Annotated in this window: 16 protein-coding genes, 2 tRNA genes and 1 pseudogene; 13 read left to right on the top strand and 6 right to left on the bottom strand. The window is 32.5% G+C overall.

Translation table 11 applies throughout. The annotated features are described in order from the left end of the window. Nucleotides 1–14 precede the first annotated feature (14 nt). The 4 genes from ACFE3K_RS03895 to ACFE3K_RS03880 all read right to left on the bottom strand — a co-directional run bounded on the left by ACFE3K_RS03895 (nucleotide 15) and on the right by ACFE3K_RS03880 (nucleotide 3309). Nucleotides 15–629, bottom strand: a complete 615-nt coding sequence (locus ACFE3K_RS03895) for a hypothetical protein (protein ID WP_342271659.1) — start codon at nucleotides 627–629, stop codon at nucleotides 15–17. After that, on the bottom strand, nucleotides 610–1293 hold the full coding sequence (locus tag ACFE3K_RS03890) for a uroporphyrinogen-III synthase (RefSeq protein ID WP_375359434.1): 684 nt from the start codon (nucleotides 1291–1293) through the stop codon (nucleotides 610–612). Before ACFE3K_RS03890 ends, ACFE3K_RS03895 begins: the two co-directional genes overlap by 20 nt. Continuing rightward, nucleotides 1290–2552 (bottom strand): M16 family metallopeptidase, encoded by a 1263-nt coding sequence (locus ACFE3K_RS03885; protein ID WP_375359433.1) that lies wholly within the window; start codon nucleotides 2550–2552, stop codon nucleotides 1290–1292. Before ACFE3K_RS03885 ends, ACFE3K_RS03890 begins: the two co-directional genes overlap by 4 nt. A gap of 379 nt (nucleotides 2553–2931) precedes the next feature. Further along, the gene (locus ACFE3K_RS03880; RefSeq protein WP_375359431.1) at nucleotides 2932–3309 is read right to left on the bottom strand and encodes a DUF1543 domain-containing protein; all 378 of its coding nucleotides are present in this window, start codon (nucleotides 3307–3309) and stop codon (nucleotides 2932–2934) included. 211 nt (nucleotides 3310–3520) lie between these two features. Between ACFE3K_RS03880 and dapF the strand changes: the two genes are divergently transcribed. The 6 genes from dapF (at nucleotide 3521) to ACFE3K_RS03850 (ending at nucleotide 9331) form a co-directional block, all read left to right on the top strand. Further along, nucleotides 3521–4330: a diaminopimelate epimerase gene (gene dapF, locus ACFE3K_RS03875; RefSeq protein WP_375359430.1), complete on the top strand. Its 810-nt coding sequence runs from the start codon at nucleotides 3521–3523 to the stop codon at nucleotides 4328–4330. Further along, nucleotides 4323–5585, top strand: coding sequence for a tRNA (N(6)-L-threonylcarbamoyladenosine(37)-C(2))-methylthiotransferase MtaB (gene mtaB / locus ACFE3K_RS03870; RefSeq protein WP_375359429.1), 1263 nt, complete (start codon nucleotides 4323–4325; stop codon nucleotides 5583–5585). Before dapF ends, mtaB begins: the two co-directional genes overlap by 8 nt. Next, nucleotides 5582–6538, top strand: a complete 957-nt coding sequence (locus tag ACFE3K_RS03865) for an NAD(P)H-dependent glycerol-3-phosphate dehydrogenase (RefSeq protein WP_375359428.1) — start codon at nucleotides 5582–5584, stop codon at nucleotides 6536–6538. The genes mtaB and ACFE3K_RS03865 overlap by 4 nt, the downstream gene beginning before the upstream one ends. A 23-nt stretch (nucleotides 6539–6561) precedes the next feature. After that, nucleotides 6562–7053 (top strand): hypothetical protein, encoded by a 492-nt coding sequence (locus ACFE3K_RS03860; protein ID WP_375359426.1) that lies wholly within the window; start codon nucleotides 6562–6564, stop codon nucleotides 7051–7053. Beyond that, nucleotides 7043–8839 (top strand): penicillin-binding protein 2, encoded by a 1797-nt coding sequence (gene mrdA, locus ACFE3K_RS03855; protein WP_375359425.1) that lies wholly within the window; start codon nucleotides 7043–7045, stop codon nucleotides 8837–8839. The genes ACFE3K_RS03860 and mrdA overlap by 11 nt, the downstream gene beginning before the upstream one ends. A gap of 129 nt (nucleotides 8840–8968) precedes the next feature. Further along, nucleotides 8969–9331, top strand: a complete 363-nt coding sequence (locus ACFE3K_RS03850; RefSeq protein ID WP_375359424.1) for a transposase — start codon at nucleotides 8969–8971, stop codon at nucleotides 9329–9331. Here ACFE3K_RS03850 and ACFE3K_RS03845 read toward each other — a convergent pair. After that, a pseudogene (locus ACFE3K_RS03845) lies at nucleotides 9332–9640 on the bottom strand (transposase); the annotation flags it as partial. 257 nt (nucleotides 9641–9897) lie between these two features. On the opposite strand from ACFE3K_RS03845, the gene ACFE3K_RS03840 reads away from it, so the two are divergent. The 5 genes from ACFE3K_RS03840 (at nucleotide 9898) to ACFE3K_RS03820 (ending at nucleotide 13483) form a co-directional block, all read left to right on the top strand. Then, nucleotides 9898–10347, top strand: a complete 450-nt coding sequence (locus tag ACFE3K_RS03840) for a helix-turn-helix domain-containing protein (protein WP_375359423.1) — start codon at nucleotides 9898–9900, stop codon at nucleotides 10345–10347. Continuing rightward, nucleotides 10341–10472, top strand: coding sequence for a hypothetical protein (locus ACFE3K_RS03835; RefSeq protein ID WP_375358425.1), 132 nt, complete (start codon nucleotides 10341–10343; stop codon nucleotides 10470–10472). Before ACFE3K_RS03840 ends, ACFE3K_RS03835 begins: the two co-directional genes overlap by 7 nt. Next, on the top strand, nucleotides 10414–10866 hold the full coding sequence (locus ACFE3K_RS03830; RefSeq protein WP_375359474.1) for a transposase: 453 nt from the start codon (nucleotides 10414–10416) through the stop codon (nucleotides 10864–10866). Before ACFE3K_RS03835 ends, ACFE3K_RS03830 begins: the two co-directional genes overlap by 59 nt. A 269-nt stretch (nucleotides 10867–11135) precedes the next feature. Continuing rightward, nucleotides 11136–12740 carry an NADH-quinone oxidoreductase subunit N gene (locus ACFE3K_RS03825; RefSeq protein ID WP_375359422.1) on the top strand — a complete coding sequence of 535 codons (1605 nt, stop codon included), beginning with the start codon at nucleotides 11136–11138 and terminating at the stop codon, nucleotides 12738–12740. A gap of 2 nt (nucleotides 12741–12742) precedes the next feature. Next, a complete protein-coding gene (locus tag ACFE3K_RS03820) occupies nucleotides 12743–13483 on the top strand; it encodes a biotin--[acetyl-CoA-carboxylase] ligase (RefSeq protein WP_375359421.1) in 741 nt (246 codons plus the stop codon). Here the strand turns inward: ACFE3K_RS03820 and ACFE3K_RS03815 are convergent. Continuing rightward, nucleotides 13480–14208, bottom strand: a complete 729-nt coding sequence (locus ACFE3K_RS03815; RefSeq protein WP_375359420.1) for a 3-deoxy-manno-octulosonate cytidylyltransferase — start codon at nucleotides 14206–14208, stop codon at nucleotides 13480–13482. The genes ACFE3K_RS03820 and ACFE3K_RS03815 overlap by 4 nt on opposite strands. A 187-nt stretch (nucleotides 14209–14395) precedes the next feature. Here ACFE3K_RS03815 and ACFE3K_RS03810 point away from each other — a divergent pair. Both ACFE3K_RS03810 and ACFE3K_RS03805 read left to right on the top strand, forming a co-directional pair. After that, nucleotides 14396–14471 (top strand) — tRNA-Lys (locus ACFE3K_RS03810). Nucleotides 14472–14595: 124 nt separating this feature from the next. Continuing rightward, nucleotides 14596–14672: transfer RNA gene (locus tag ACFE3K_RS03805), tRNA-Ile, on the top strand. The last annotated feature ends 2 nt before the right edge of the window (nucleotides 14673–14674 follow it).

The raw sequence follows: 14674 nt of genomic DNA, 5'->3' as shown, positions 1-14674 counted from the left end.
ATCTTATCATTATTTTACTCTACAAATTTTTGCTGTAATTCTTCTGAATAAAAGAAATTAATAAAAAAATCTAGATTGCCTATTATTCTCAACTTTAGTTTTTCTTTATCTTTGGTAAAACTAGATTTCCTTTCAATCTTAATAAATTTCTCGATCCAACAATTTGCTTTTGGAAATATCTTGACTAAACCTAGACTATTATTAAGTAAATAATTTTCATTATAATTGTGTAGGTCTAGCAAAATATTTTTTATTTTTGTAGGTAACTCTACAGTTTCAATTTGACGAATTTGCTGTGTATAATCTTTATCTTGTAAAAAATTTATCACTAAAAGATTAACGCTAAGTAAATAAATGCTATAATTAGGGGGGGGCTTAGATGATTTGGGTTGGTGGTTTAATAAGACTTCTTCTTGATTCAAACTACTATCTTTTTGAAGTACAACATTTTCTGATATAGTAGCTGGTTTAGAAGTAGTTGGGTTGTCAGGTAGTTCAGTATCTACTTTTTTATTATTTAAAAAAGTCATGTAACCTATTGATATGGCAAATAACACAATTAGAATAATTGTAAGAATAATAGGATTATTACTACGAACTTTTATTATATTAGTTTCTGATTTTTGCATTATAAATTAATAACTCTAACATTTGTTGCGGCTGTCCATTATCACAATAAACCACATTTTTGGCAAAATATCTAATAATATTTGCTACTTTTTCACTTATAGTAATCACTAAACTATTATCTAGTAGTTTTAGCAAATTATTTTTTATTAATAATTCAATGAAAGTCTTAGTGCTGTTCTGTGAATATAGTAAAATAAAATTGATGCCCTTTTCAATCTCTGCTATTTGGTACAGCTGGGTCGCGTATTTTACCCGATAAATAATGTGTCTTTTTATTTTTTGAGGCAAATCTTGAGTAATTTCATTTGACGATAAATATATGGTTTGCTCATATATTTCTTGAGGGATATTTTCTAGTAGGTCTTGAATATTTGTAGCAACATATCGTACTACAAAATTTCTTTGTTCTATAATTAACTTTGATGAATTGCCAACTATCCATACGTTCTTTTGTTCTACCTCTTGATGCTCAGCAAGGATTCTAGCAGCAAATTTACTGGTGACAATTATATTAACATAATTATGCAAAATGGTGCTATTTAATGGCAAAGCTTGATATTCCACTAAAGGAGAACAGATATATTTAAAACTACAATTTTTCTCCAATTCTCTAATGGTTTCATTATTATCCTCTAAACTTCTAGTTAATAGCACCGATTTCATAAAGCTAGCTTATGGCATAATTCTTGATAATCTATGGCAAGTGGTTTAGGACCAATAATAGATAAAGTAGGTTTTGTAACAAATATTTTGTTAGCAATATTTATTATATCTTGTTTTGTTATATTCATAATATGTTCAATAGTTTGTTCAGTAGGTATATATTTGCCAAAAACAGCAAAATTCTTACCAATTTCTTCTGATTTATAAGAAGATTCTTCATGAGCCATATAGATACTAGTTTTTAGTTGTACTTTAGCCCTATCAATTTCTGAGTCTTTGATGTCTGTAGAAACTTTTTTTATTTCATTAACTAATTGTTCTGTAAGGAATGGTAGTTTATCATGATTAGTGGAGGCATATATGCCAAAAATCCCACTATCATAGTAGGAGCTATTATAGCTACCAATTGAATAAACCAGTCCAAGTTTTTCCCTGATTTGTTGAAATAATCTCGATGACATACCATTGCCAAGTATTAGTGAAAGAACTTGCGTATGATATAATTGTTGTATGTTAAAATACGGCACACTCTCGAAACCTAGAACTAGAGTAGTTTGCTCAAGATCTTTGGTAATAAAGCTATGTCCCCCTGTATATCTAACTTTCTCAAAATGACTGTTTTGTTTATTTTTTAATGAACAAAATAATTTTGTGGCAAATTCTACAACTTGCTCATGGGAAATATTTCCTGCTACTGATAAGTAAATATTTTCGGCATTATAATGTTTGTCAACGTAATTACTAAAATGTTCTCTATCAAATTTAGCCAAGCTGTCGTGAGTTCCTAGAATTGACCTGCCAAGTGCTTGATTCTCATAAGCACTACTGTAAAATTTCTCGTGGATAAGTTCATCAGGGTTATCTTGAACATGAGCAATTTCTTGTAGAATCACCTGATATTCTTTGGCTATTTCTTCCTTTGAAAAAACTGAATTTTGGATGATATCTGCCAGTATTTCTAAAGCTTTATAACAGTTTTCATTCAATATTTTTGAATAATAAACAGTTTGTTCAAGCGAGGTATATGCATTAAAATGTCCTCCTATAGAGTCAAATTCTTCAGCAATTTGTTTAGCAGACCTAGTTGTTGTGCCTTTAAATGCCATATGTTCAAGAAAATGGGATATGCCTATTTCTGAAGATTGTTCATAGCGGCTACCTACATTAACAATGACATTAATAGCTACAGAATTTACATTAGACATATTATAGGTAAGAATAGTTAGACCATTTTTAAGTTTGCTTGAATTAAAGTCCATTTAATCACTTATTTAGATTCCAATGACCTTAAAATAACTCTTTACAACTAGTTATGCAAGGAGTCATTTCCTATTAAAACAAAAGACTTACTGTATAAGTCAATCTAGTTGGTGATTTTGTCGTCGAAACTCGCCTCCGCTCCTCACGTACGTCTGTGTACGCTGCGGTGCTCGGCTGCGTTTCTCCTAAAAATCCCTCAACTATCTTTGATTTATGCAGCAAGTCTAAAGTATACTCGGTGAACTTCAAGAATTAAGGTCGTCGTGTCTAATACCAATTGCAATAATTAACACGGTGTATTTATCCATAGATAATCTCTATACATAATTGATTTTACTAAATCTACATTATGTATAGAGATTGGATAAATACACCGTGTTAATTATTGCAATTGGTATTAGACACTTCTCTGCTTGCTTGTTCAATAGCTTGGCTTCTCGATTGTGCAACAACAAAAGTGATAAAATGATTTTCTCCAAAAAAGTTTCTCTTATAAGAACCAAGGTTAACAAAATATAAATGATTGGTACTAGATTGAGGTTTTATTTCCGTAATTTTAACATCAAAACCATTAAGACTAGATAGTATGAACCAAGAATCAACATGTAGAGATGTTTTTATACCACACCATTTGCTTTTAATTTTTTGAGAAATTTCAATATCAGATTTCCCGACTGCAAATACAACATCATGTATTTCTATATTGCAACCTTCAACTTTTCCTCCTAAATAGAAAACACATAACAGGTGAGTCAAATACAAATTTTTGCAAATAAGGCATATAAAGTTCTTTTAATTTTTGGCTAATGCAATGATATATTTTTAATAGTTATTCATTAGTTGTTAATATCATTATAGGTATGATACTAACAAGGAGTATATTATTTTCTACATAAATTTCATATATTTGGTATAATAGCTAAGTTGCTTTGTAGCAACCTAAACTCCAACAACTAAAGATATTCTCGTGTTAAAAAAAATCAATTTCGCTAAAATGCATGGTTTAGGTAATGATTTTGTGATTATCAGTCAGCGTGATTTACCTAAAAATTGTGATTTGCAACAATTATCTCTAAAGATTGCCAATCGCCATACTGGTATTGGTTGTGATCAGTTTATTATTTATGATAAAAAACCAAATTACTATGAGATGATTATATATAACCAAGATGGATCAAGTGCCAAATTATGTGGTAATGCTTCAAGGTGTCTTACCAAGCTGATATATCTTGATTTAGGTATAAAGGAAATCACTTTGAGGGTATATGGAAAAGAATTATCTTGCAAGATACTGAATGAGAACGAGATTGAAGTAGATAGAGGGATAGTTAGTTTCGAGGAAGATTGGATGCCTTCATCCGAAAAAATCTGGCCGGTTGTAGAACGTTATATGATCGACATCAAGGAAGTTATCTGTGCCGATATTGGTAATCCACATTTTGTTATTTTTAGTGATCTCTCTATTGAAGATAAAGAAATAATAGGAGCAAAATTACAGGGAAAAGAATTATTTGCTGATGGTGTTAACGTTAATTTTGCTTCAATCAAGAATAATAAAATTTATTTATCGGTTTGGGAAAGAGGTACAGGCTTAACTCTTGCTTGTGGTAGTGGAGCATGTGCTAGTTTTGCTTCTGGGGTCAAGCTAGGATTTATTAGCTCTCCTTGTCAAGTAGTATTTCAATTGGGTAGTCTACAAATGTCAAAGCAAGGTGAGAATATAATAATGACTGGTCCTGCTACTTTAGTTTCGCACGGGGAGTTTTTTTATGACTAAATTACAAGAAGTTGTAACCCAAGAAGTTATAACTTTTGGTTGCAGATTAAATATTTATGAGAGTGAAGTGATCAAAAATAACTTAGCTCTTTCCGGTCTTGAAAATGTTATAGTATTTAATACTTGTGCTGTTACTAAGGAAGCTGAAAAACAATCACGTCAAGCAATTCGTAAGGCTAAAAGAAATAATCCTGATGTAAGAATTATTGTTACTGGTTGTGCTGCTCAGAATAACCCAGCTATTTTTGCTAATATGGTTGAGGTTGATAAAGTACTTGGTAATGAGGAAAAATTGATTGCTAGCAATTATCAATTTACCGAAGAAAAAGTGGTAGTAAATGATATAATGTCGGTTACTGAAACTGCTAATCATATGGTGAGTAGTTTTGATGGTAGATCTCGTGCCTTCATTCAGGTGCAAAATGGTTGTAATCATCGTTGTACGTTCTGTATGATACCTTATGGTAGAGGTAATAGTAGGTCAGTACCGATGGGTGCTATAGTACGACAGTTAAGGGCATTAGTAGAAAATGGTTACAATGAAGTAGTATTTACAGGTGTTGATGTGACTGCTTATGGACCAGATTTGCCAGGAACTCCAACTTTTGCTCAGATGATTAGACGAATTATTGGCTTGGTTCCAGAACTAAAGAGGCTTAGATTATCTTCAATTGATGTAGCTGAGATCGATGATGATTTGTTTGATCTTATGGCCTATATACCAAAGATTATGCCGCATTTTCATATTAGTTTACAAGCTGGTGATGATATGATACTTAAGCGTATGAAACGTCGCCATAATCGTCAAAATATTATTGATTTTTGTCATAAATTGCGTAATTTAAGGCCAAATGTATCATTCGGTTCAGACATTATAGCTGGTTTTCCGACGGAAACTGATGTAATGTTTGACAATACCAAAAGACTTATCTCTGAGGCGGATTTACAGTATTTACACGTTTTTCCATATTCTGAACGCGATGAAACTCCGGCTGCAAGAATGCCGCAAATAGCAAAATCGATTAGAAAAGCAAGAGCAGAAATTTTAAGAACTGCCGGAGAACAACAATTACAAAAATTTTTCGACAGGAATATAGGGCAGGAAGTAGAGCTACTTGTAGAACAAAATAACATGGCTCATACAGAAAATTTTATTCCGGTAAAGCTTGAAGGTAATTTTGACGTAGGACAAATTGTTAAGGCTCGGCTAGTTGCTATAGAAGATAATCATATGATTTCAGAAATTTTGGTATGAACAAGTTTAAAAATATTGCTGTTTATGGTGGCGGTAGTTGGGGAACTGCACTAGCCTGTCAAGTGGCAAGATGTTACGATAATGCTCCCATATTTTTACGTGATAATAATATTGTTGAAGAAATAAAAAATAGTAAAACCAATAGCAAATATTTGGGTAGCGATGTTACATTACCAAGTAATATAGTGCCGTATAGTGAGTTGGCAGCTATTTTAGATCAAGAAGTAATAATTATTGCTGTACCATCTTTTGCTTTTCATGATACTCTGAATATATTAAAAGATACTGGGATATCTAAGGATGTGGCGTTATTAGTTGCAACTAAGGGCTTTTCTAGAGATCCTACAGAACTACTATCCGATAAAGTAAAAAAGATATTACCAAATAATCCATTGGCGTTTATCGCTGGACCTAACCTAGCTAAAGAAGTTGCCCAAAATTTATTAAGTTCGGTAACTATTGCTTCTGTAGACATTGACCTTTCAAGAAGATTGGCAATTAGTTTAATATCACAACAATTTAAGGTTACTATAACTGACTATGTGGTAGCAATTCAAGTGGCATCTGCTGTTAAAAATATTGTAGCGATAAAAAGTGGTTGGTATGAGGCAAAAGGTTATGGACAGAATGCTAAAGCAGGTCTGATAACGGGGGGGCTTCAAGAAATAAAAATTTTATCTGAGGCCATTGACGGAGAATTAGAGGATAGCTCTATTTTATATGCTCCAGGCGTATTAGGGGATTTGGTGCTAACTTGTTATTCTAAAGAGTCGCGAAATAGTAGATTTGGTTATGAATTAGGGAAGCACTTAGATGTTAATAAATTTTTAAATGAAAATTTATACTTAGTGGAGGGTCGAGAATCTGCTAAACTGGTATTGGATCTCATAAGAAAATATGATCTAACATTACCGATTATTTCATCAGTAATTAAAGAACTGAAATTAGTATGAAGTTTTTTGGCAATTTATCACAAATGTTATCACCAATATTTGGTAAAATAATATTATTAGAATTCTGTTTGTTATTATTAATTTTTCCGTTAGAAAATTTTAGAATTAATGGAGAATCTATTATTTTCCCAGCTTTTGAAGTTAGTTTACTCTACTATTTTTCTACATTTTATCATATTGGTTTTTGGCTAATATTTTTAGCAGGAATAACTTTTGACCAGTTATATTCCATGCCAATTGGTACAAATTCTTTGGTTCTGATAATTGCTCACATAATTTTAGAATTCACAGGAAAATTTTTTGTACTTAGAAGTTATTTAACAAATTTTATCGTCTTTTGTTTCTATTATTTCTTTATATTACATTTTAGATATTTGCTGATTTTAAGCAAAGGCTTATCTTCGGAGGGGTATTTTATGATATTAATGCAGTATCTAACTACTATATTCTCATATAATTTGCTACGAATTCCACTTGATAAAGCATTAGAATATTTTAGAAAACATGCTAAATAGTAAAATATTATATAGCCAGTTAATATCAAGAAGGGCTTTTCTCATAGGTTCAGGAAAACTGACATTGCTTTCGTTATTGGCTGGAAGAATGTTTTTTATGGAGTTGCTTGAAAATGATAAATATCGTACTTTATCTGATAAAAATCGTATAAGTTTTATTCTAATTCCACCTTTTAGAGGGCAAATTTATGATATCAACGGTAACATTATGGCTACAAACCAAACTTGTTTTAGGTTGTTACTTGACATACATAATGGCAATGATTACAAAAACGAATTAGCTCTAGTTGCCAATATCCTAGAATTATCCGAAGAAGAACAAAATTACATTAAGCAAAAAATAAAAAAAGCCAATAAACATATTCCTTTGGTTATACTAGATAATCTTAGCTGGCAACAAATGTCACTTATTGAAGAACAAAAGTTAAATTTAAGTTCTATTTTTGTAGATGCTAGTTATTCAAGATTTTATCATTTTTCAGAAGCGACTTGTCATGTGATAGGGTACACTGGAAAGATTAATAAGCAAGAAAAACAAGATTTACAAATTAACAATTTAGGGGATTTTAATATTGGAAAATTTGGTGTAGAAAAATATTATGAAGACAAGTTACGTGGAAAATTTGGTTATAAGCAGATAGAAGTAAATGCCTTGGGTAAACAAGTAAGAGAAATCACCAATATTCAAAGCCAGCAAGGTGAGGACTTACATCTAAATATTGACGTGGAACTACAACAAAGAGTGCAGCCATACTTAAATAAACAAGGTTGCTCTGCAATAGTTATCGATACCAATAATGGTAATGTGCTAGTGCTTGCTATGTCACCAGTATTTGAGGCTAATAATTTTATAAAATTATCCCAAGATTACTGGCAAAGTTTAGTCAATGATCCCTATAAGCCGTTGATTAATAAGACCATACAAAGTACTTACCCACCGGGATCTATTTTTAAAATTATTACAATTTTAGCTGGATTAGAGAATGGCATTAAACCGACTAAAACTGTTAATTGTACTGGTGCTTCAGTATTAGGTAATAATAGTGCTAGATGTTGGAATCGTCATGGTCATGGCATCGTTGATATGTATAATGCTATCAAATATTCTTGTAATTCTTATATGTATGAAATAGCTCGCTTGATAGGTCATAAAAGAATATTAGATATGGCAAGAAATTTTGGTTTTGGTACAAAAACTGGCATTGATTTAACCGGTGAAGCATCAGGTTTTGTTCCTTCAGAAGAGTGGAAAATAAAAAAATTTAACTCTAAATGGACGATTGGTGATACTCTTAATTTATCGATAGGGCAAGGGTTCTTATCAGCTACTCCAATCCAGTTAGCTAGATTTGTAACAGCAATTGCCAGTAATGGGAAATTGTATAATCCTAAAATTGCTAAAGATATATCAGTAAAAGATGGGTCAGTATTCGATCAGATTAATATAAATCAACAATATCTAGATATTTTAAAAGAAGGCATGTATAGAGCAGTTAATACGCAAGGTGGGACTGCCTATTATAGTAGAATTTTGACAGAAGGGCATCAATTAGCTGGTAAAACAGGTACGGCACAAGTGCAATCAAAGGCTAATATCAATGATGATTTAAATAAAGAGTCAATTGCTTGGGAAAGGCGTAACCACGCTATATTCGCTGGGTTTGCTCCTTACCTACAACCTCGTTACTCTGTTTTAGTGTTTGTAGATCATGGTGGAGGTGGAGGCAGGGCAGCAGCCCCTATAGCTAGTAAGATTATGGCTATGGTACTTGATAAATATAATTGAATATTTTTTACTATTCGTACTTCATGCTAGGTTCTGTTGACAAAAATTATAGTTAGGCAAGAGGAATAAAAAGTTGCCATAGTAAGAAGCAATGGTAGTTTCTAGTTATCAAAAAAAGGAACTACCAATATGAAGTATTACATAGAAGAACAAGCATGCGAAGTAATTTTATCATTTTGTAATGAAAGAAATGGTATACACAACAAGAATGAAGAAAAAATGAGACATTTTATTGAAGCAATATGGTTTATTGTTAGAACAGTTTGCCAATGGCGTTTTCTAGCTGATGATTATGGTTGTTGGTACAGTATTTATCGCAGATTTAAGAGATGGGTTGACAAAGGTATATGGGATGATTTAATGGATTATGTTAAAGTAGATGCAGATATGGAATCAATTATGATTGATGCAACTATTGTGAGAGCACATGCTTGCTCATCTGGATATATCAAAGGTAATCAAGAAGAAGAGGCTTTATACCAATTGCAATAATTAACACGGTGTATTTATCCAATCTCTATACATAATTGATTTTACTAAATCTACATTATGAGCAAGTTGATTCCAAGCGTAACAAGCCATAGTAACGATATCTTCATATACACCATAACATTGGTTAGACAAGAAATGATTTTTAATCCATTCCCAAACTTGTTCCATTGCATTAAGTTCCGGTGCATAGGGCGGAAGCAGTATCAAAGTGATATTGCTTGGCACAGTTAGTTTTTTGGCTGTGTGCCAACCTGCATTATCCGTTAGTAAAGCTATATGTCGGTTGCCTTGAATACTGCGAAAAAGCTCTTCTAAGAATTGATACTAATTGCAATAATTAACACCGTGTTAATTATTGCAATTGGTATAAGTTTTACTATAGAACTGTACAAATGGTACATAAGTGGATAAACCGAAGAGGTAGTAGAAAAGTAAGCTATAAATGGTTTAATACTAATTGCAATAATGAACACGGTGTTATAAAATGGGTTTTTAACTGATAAATAGGTACTCAAATAGCTAGGTTAATATTACCGCAAGGTTTTGAAGGTCATGATTTTATAAAAATGATGAAACATGAGCCGCATGGTCGAAATCGTATACGTGTATTGGCGATGTATCACCTTCAATTAGGCAAATCTTTTAAAGCCATATCTGAAATAGTGAAGTCACACTGGAAAACTGTGCAATCATCGCTCAGAAGATTTAGGAATCATGGTTTTGAAGGATTATTTGAATCACAAAGAAGCGGTGCCCCTAGGAAGATTAACAGTATACAAGAGTCTGCTATTTTTGATAAAATCAATACGCTCAGTGAAAGTAAAACTGGTGGGTATATAACTGGAAAGGAGCTACATATCATGTTAGTTGAGGAATATGGTGCTAAATGTGCTTTAAAAACAGTCTACAATACTATGCACCGCCTTGGTTTTAGCTGGATTACTTCTCGTTCAATGCATCCAAAATCAAATCAAGAGACTCAAAATAGATATAAAAAAACTTTCCAGACATGTTAACAAAATTATTAGCAAAAAATATCGATAGATGTAAAGTTGATATATGGTCTCAGGATGAAACTAGAGTTGGGCAACAGGCAACAGCAATTTATTTCAACATATATTTACGGAGCTGCTTGCCATGAGACAGGAGAAGCTTGTGCATTAATTTTACCATATGCAAACACACAGGCAATGAATAAATTCTTAGAAGAGCTTTCTCGCAGTATTCAAGGCAACCGACATATAGCTTTACTAACGGATAATTCAGGTTGGCACACAGCCAAAAAACTAACTGTGCCAAGCAATATCACTTTGATACCGCTTCCGCCCTATGCACCGGAACTTAATGCAATGGAACAAGTTTGGGAATGGATTAAAAATCATTTCTTGTCTAACCAATGTTATGGTGTATATAAAGATATCGTTACTATGGCTTGTTACGCTTGGAATCAACTTGCTCATAATGTAGATTTAGTAAAATCAATTATGTATAGAGATTGGATAAATACACCGTGTTCATTATTGCAATTGGTATGAGATTGTTATACCACCAAAATCTAACCGTAAAGTACAACGTGAATATGATAAACATACTTATAAGGAACGATATTTAATTGAGTGCTTATTTGGTAAAATCAAACATTTTAGGCGTATATTTTCTAGATTTGATAAGGCTCCAGCCACTTTCTTAGCTTTTCTAAATTTCGTTGGAACTTTAATATGGTTACGTTATAATTTTTGTCAACAGAACCTAGCGATTTTATAATATATATTAGCATTTATATAAAAACTTAGAAATTTGCAATATGACAGACCCAATTTTTAAACAATTTGTAATTATTTTACCTGAGATAATGCTGACCTTACTAGCTTTGTTTACTCAGACATATGCAGTGTTATTTAGTAAAAAAACTAAAACCATTAGCAATATACCTGATGAATTTCAAGAGTTGGCTAGGTCTGCGAGTGGTGAGCAGACTAGGCGTAGTCAAACCGTTGTTCCTACGCGAAGTTCCATCGTGCCACAACGCCAACACTTGAAAGGCGAAAGGTATACTCAGATATTACTATCGGCAATATTACTTATTGTCGCTTTTCAACAGTTGCAGTATCTTGCTTTACAAGGTTCAGGTAATGGTATAATAGCTTTTCGTAATTCTTTTGTCGTTAATCATTTTACTGTTGGTTTTAAATTCTTTATTTTATTATTTTCAATAATGACTATGATGATTTATCAGGCATATTGTAAAATCACCAAGGAGGAGTTTAAAACAGAATTTATAACCTTAGTGCTACTTTCTACTGTTGGTGTTTTTATTACTATATCAGCCCGTAATTTTTTACTTTTATTTGTTGCTATGGAGTTACAGGCACTGGTAGCCTATGTATTAGCTGGCTTTAATCTGAATAATATTAAAGCATCAGAAGGAGCGTTAAAATATTTTATTCTTGGGTCTTTGATTAGCTGCCTAACGTTATTTGGCATTTCTTTTATTTATGGATTTGGCGGTAGTTTAGATTATAGTAATATTTTTCAGAAATTGAATCATTCACCGCAGCCAAATATTGGTTTAATAGTGGGCTTAGTGTTTTTTTTAAGTGGTATCTTATTTAAATTATCAGCTGCTCCTTTGCATAGTTGGACGTTAGATGTATATGAAGGGTCTCCCATTCCTTCAATTACCTATTTCTCTGCTGCCACAAAAATTGGTAATGTGGTGGTATTATTAAATATAATGACTATGGTAATTGGAGATTATAAGCAAATTTCAGTTGATCTAATAAAAATCACTGCGATTTTGTCCATGCTTATTGGGGCAGCTGGTGCTATTAGACAAACCTCCCTCAAAAGGCTAATGGGTTACAGCACTATTCTAAATATAGGCTATGTTTTAATGGCTATTTCTTTTCATACTCCTTACGGTGATAGAGTAGCATTACTATATATGGTTATTTATGCTGCTTCTGTCACTGGCTTTTTTGCCTGCCTAATTACTCTGCTAGGTAAAAAATCAGATTCAGCAACTTTTGATGATATTAAAGGTCTTGCTTCTACCCGTAAGGCGTTAGCTGCTGGGATTGCGATTATCATGTTCTCTATGATAGGCATTCCACCACTGGCAGGATTTCTTGCGAAATACAGCGTTTTCTATCAGGCTATTATAGAGAAACAATTTACTCTAGCATTTATAGCTATTGGCACAAGTGTTGTAGCGGCTTATTATTACCTGAAAATAGTTAAGTTTATGTATTTTTTTGAAGCGGATAAAAGTTTGAAACGAGAAAGTTTGAAACTAGTTTTAGTACCAACACCTAAGAGCTTAAAATTTATATGCTATTTGATTATTGGAGTTTTATTGCTTCTGTGTGTTTTTATCCAACCATTTGCTGATGCTATGGATGGTTTATAGCTATGTCGTGGCAGAAAAAATATAAGCTACTAGTTTTTGATGAGATAGATAGTACCAGTTCTGAAGCGATTAGGATGGCTAAGACTTGTCCTGATGGTAACTATGTAATATTGGCAAAAAATCAAACAAAATCGCGTGGAAGAAATAGTAAAATTTGGCATTCTAGTCTAGGGAATTTGCATGTTAGTATATTATTAAATCATAAGATTAATCTTAGCTATATTCCGCTATTATCTTTTGTTATGGCTATTGTTGTTTATAAAACTATCAATTCTTTGACTGCTAGCTCAGAAAATTCTATTAAATTAAAATGGCCCAATGATGTTTTGATAAATGACAAGAAAGTATCAGGTATATTGCTTGAGTCTATTAGTATAAATGATAATAATTATCTCATTATAGGTGTTGGCATCAACGTTAAGGGAAGCTCTTTAAATATTGATCAATTGGCAACCAATTTATCTGATGAGAATATAGAAGTAAAAGATCTAGAATATTTATTAGAGCTTCTCATGATTAACTTTGCAAAATATTTTAGTAGATGGAAACAAGAAGGGTTTAGTAAAATAAGACAATATTGGCTTAAAAGAGCTTATAAGTTAGGTAAGACGGTTACTGTAAATGATGGAAACACAAAAATTTCAGGAATTTTTAAAGACATAGATGAGAACGGGAGCATAAGGATTCAGCTTGCCTCAGGGCAGGTTTGTTGCGTTAATTATGCTACGGAAATAATTTATTAACTGATATTTTTTTGATAAAACTCTATAGCCTTGTTTAAATCCTCTATTGTATCAACAGAGATAGGAATATTGTTAACATAACATACCCCTATGGACATGTTATTTTGTAATGCTCTTAGTTGTTCAAGTTTTTCGCTTAATTCTAAAGTTGAAACAGGTAAGTTTATGAATTTAGTTAATGCTTCTTTGCGAAAGCCATACATTCCTACATGATATAGAAATTCTTCTGCACCGTGTGGAATGAGATTACGAGAGAAATACAAAGCCTTATCATTATGGTCAGTAATAACTTTGACATTACTATGACCATTTACGGCATCTATACCAACTTTCACTACTGGGGTCATAATATCATGGCTACTGGACTTTAGGCTTTCAATAACTTTGATAATTGATTCCGGTTCAACAAAAGGCATATCACCCTGTACATTCAGGATATAATTAATATGGTGATTGTTAGGGATTAGCTGAAATGCTTCGTATACACGTTCGGTACCAGTTTGACATTCTTGGTTTGTCATAATAAATTGTCCACTGCAATCAGTAACTTTTTTAGCTATAGTTTCTGAATCAGTTGCCACATAAATATTTTTTAGTTTGGTTAAATATACTTGCTTAAGAACACGCTCAATTATTGAGATTCCCCCTACAAGTTGTAGAGGTTTTTTGGGAAGTCTTACTGAATCAAGTCTTGAAGGAATAATAATTGCAACATCAGAGTGCATAAACTACCATATGACTATATTTACTAAAATTTAAGTGTTGACAACACAAAATAATTGTTGACAACATAACCTTTTTAAACGATAGTTGACAACATAACCTTTTCAAACGATAAAGTAAAGCTTATTATATATGGCTTTTAAGTATGGATTCCCGCTTTTAGCTGGAATGACATCGAGAGCGTATTTAGGGCTCGTAGCTCAGCTGGTAGAGCACTTGACTTTTAATCAGGTTGTCCCGGGTTCGAATCCCGGCGAGCCCACCACTTTAGGGTACTTAAAACCATAAATATATCTGCGTATGTTGGGTTTATAATCCTAAGTGAAGCCAGCTAAAAAAGTATATCTGATGCATGACACTGCTAACACTTGAAATGCTAAGGGTATTAAGGGTTTGTAGCTCAGCTGGTTAGAGCACACGCCTGATAAGCGTGAGGTCGGAAGTTCAAGTCTTCTCAAACCCACCATT

It is taken from the genome of Candidatus Tisiphia endosymbiont of Neophilaenus lineatus (assembly GCF_964264975.1).
In the GTDB taxonomy this organism is placed as follows: Bacteria; Pseudomonadota; Alphaproteobacteria; order Rickettsiales; family Rickettsiaceae; genus Tisiphia.
Note: the sequence above shows the minus strand (reverse complement) of the source record. Positions and strands in the feature narration are given on the sequence as shown.

What these genes read in the sequence shown, in the direction of transcription:
- ACFE3K_RS03885 (WP_375359433.1), bottom strand. Translation starts at nt 2,552, where the DNA reads ATGGACTTTAATTCAAGCAAACTTAAAAATGGTCTAACTATTCTTACC.
- ACFE3K_RS03825 (WP_375359422.1), top strand. Translation starts at nt 11,136, where the DNA reads ATGACAGACCCAATTTTTAAACAATTTGTAATTATTTTACCTGAGATA.
- mtaB (WP_375359429.1), top strand. Translation starts at nt 4,323, where the DNA reads ATGACTAAATTACAAGAAGTTGTAACCCAAGAAGTTATAACTTTTGGT.
- ACFE3K_RS03865 (WP_375359428.1), top strand. Translation starts at nt 5,582, where the DNA reads ATGAACAAGTTTAAAAATATTGCTGTTTATGGTGGCGGTAGTTGGGGA.
- ACFE3K_RS03840 (WP_375359423.1), top strand. Translation starts at nt 9,898, where the DNA reads ATGATGAAACATGAGCCGCATGGTCGAAATCGTATACGTGTATTGGCG.
- ACFE3K_RS03895 (WP_342271659.1), bottom strand. Translation starts at nt 629, where the DNA reads ATGCAAAAATCAGAAACTAATATAATAAAAGTTCGTAGTAATAATCCT.
- mrdA (WP_375359425.1), top strand. Translation starts at nt 7,043, where the DNA reads ATGCTAAATAGTAAAATATTATATAGCCAGTTAATATCAAGAAGGGCT.
- ACFE3K_RS03835 (WP_375358425.1), top strand. Translation starts at nt 10,341, where the DNA reads ATGTTAACAAAATTATTAGCAAAAAATATCGATAGATGTAAAGTTGAT.
- ACFE3K_RS03850 (WP_375359424.1), top strand. Translation starts at nt 8,969, where the DNA reads ATGAAGTATTACATAGAAGAACAAGCATGCGAAGTAATTTTATCATTT.
- ACFE3K_RS03890 (WP_375359434.1), bottom strand. Translation starts at nt 1,293, where the DNA reads ATGAAATCGGTGCTATTAACTAGAAGTTTAGAGGATAATAATGAAACC.
- ACFE3K_RS03815 (WP_375359420.1), bottom strand. Translation starts at nt 14,208, where the DNA reads ATGCACTCTGATGTTGCAATTATTATTCCTTCAAGACTTGATTCAGTA.
- ACFE3K_RS03820 (WP_375359421.1), top strand. Translation starts at nt 12,743, where the DNA reads ATGTCGTGGCAGAAAAAATATAAGCTACTAGTTTTTGATGAGATAGAT.
- ACFE3K_RS03860 (WP_375359426.1), top strand. Translation starts at nt 6,562, where the DNA reads ATGTTATCACCAATATTTGGTAAAATAATATTATTAGAATTCTGTTTG.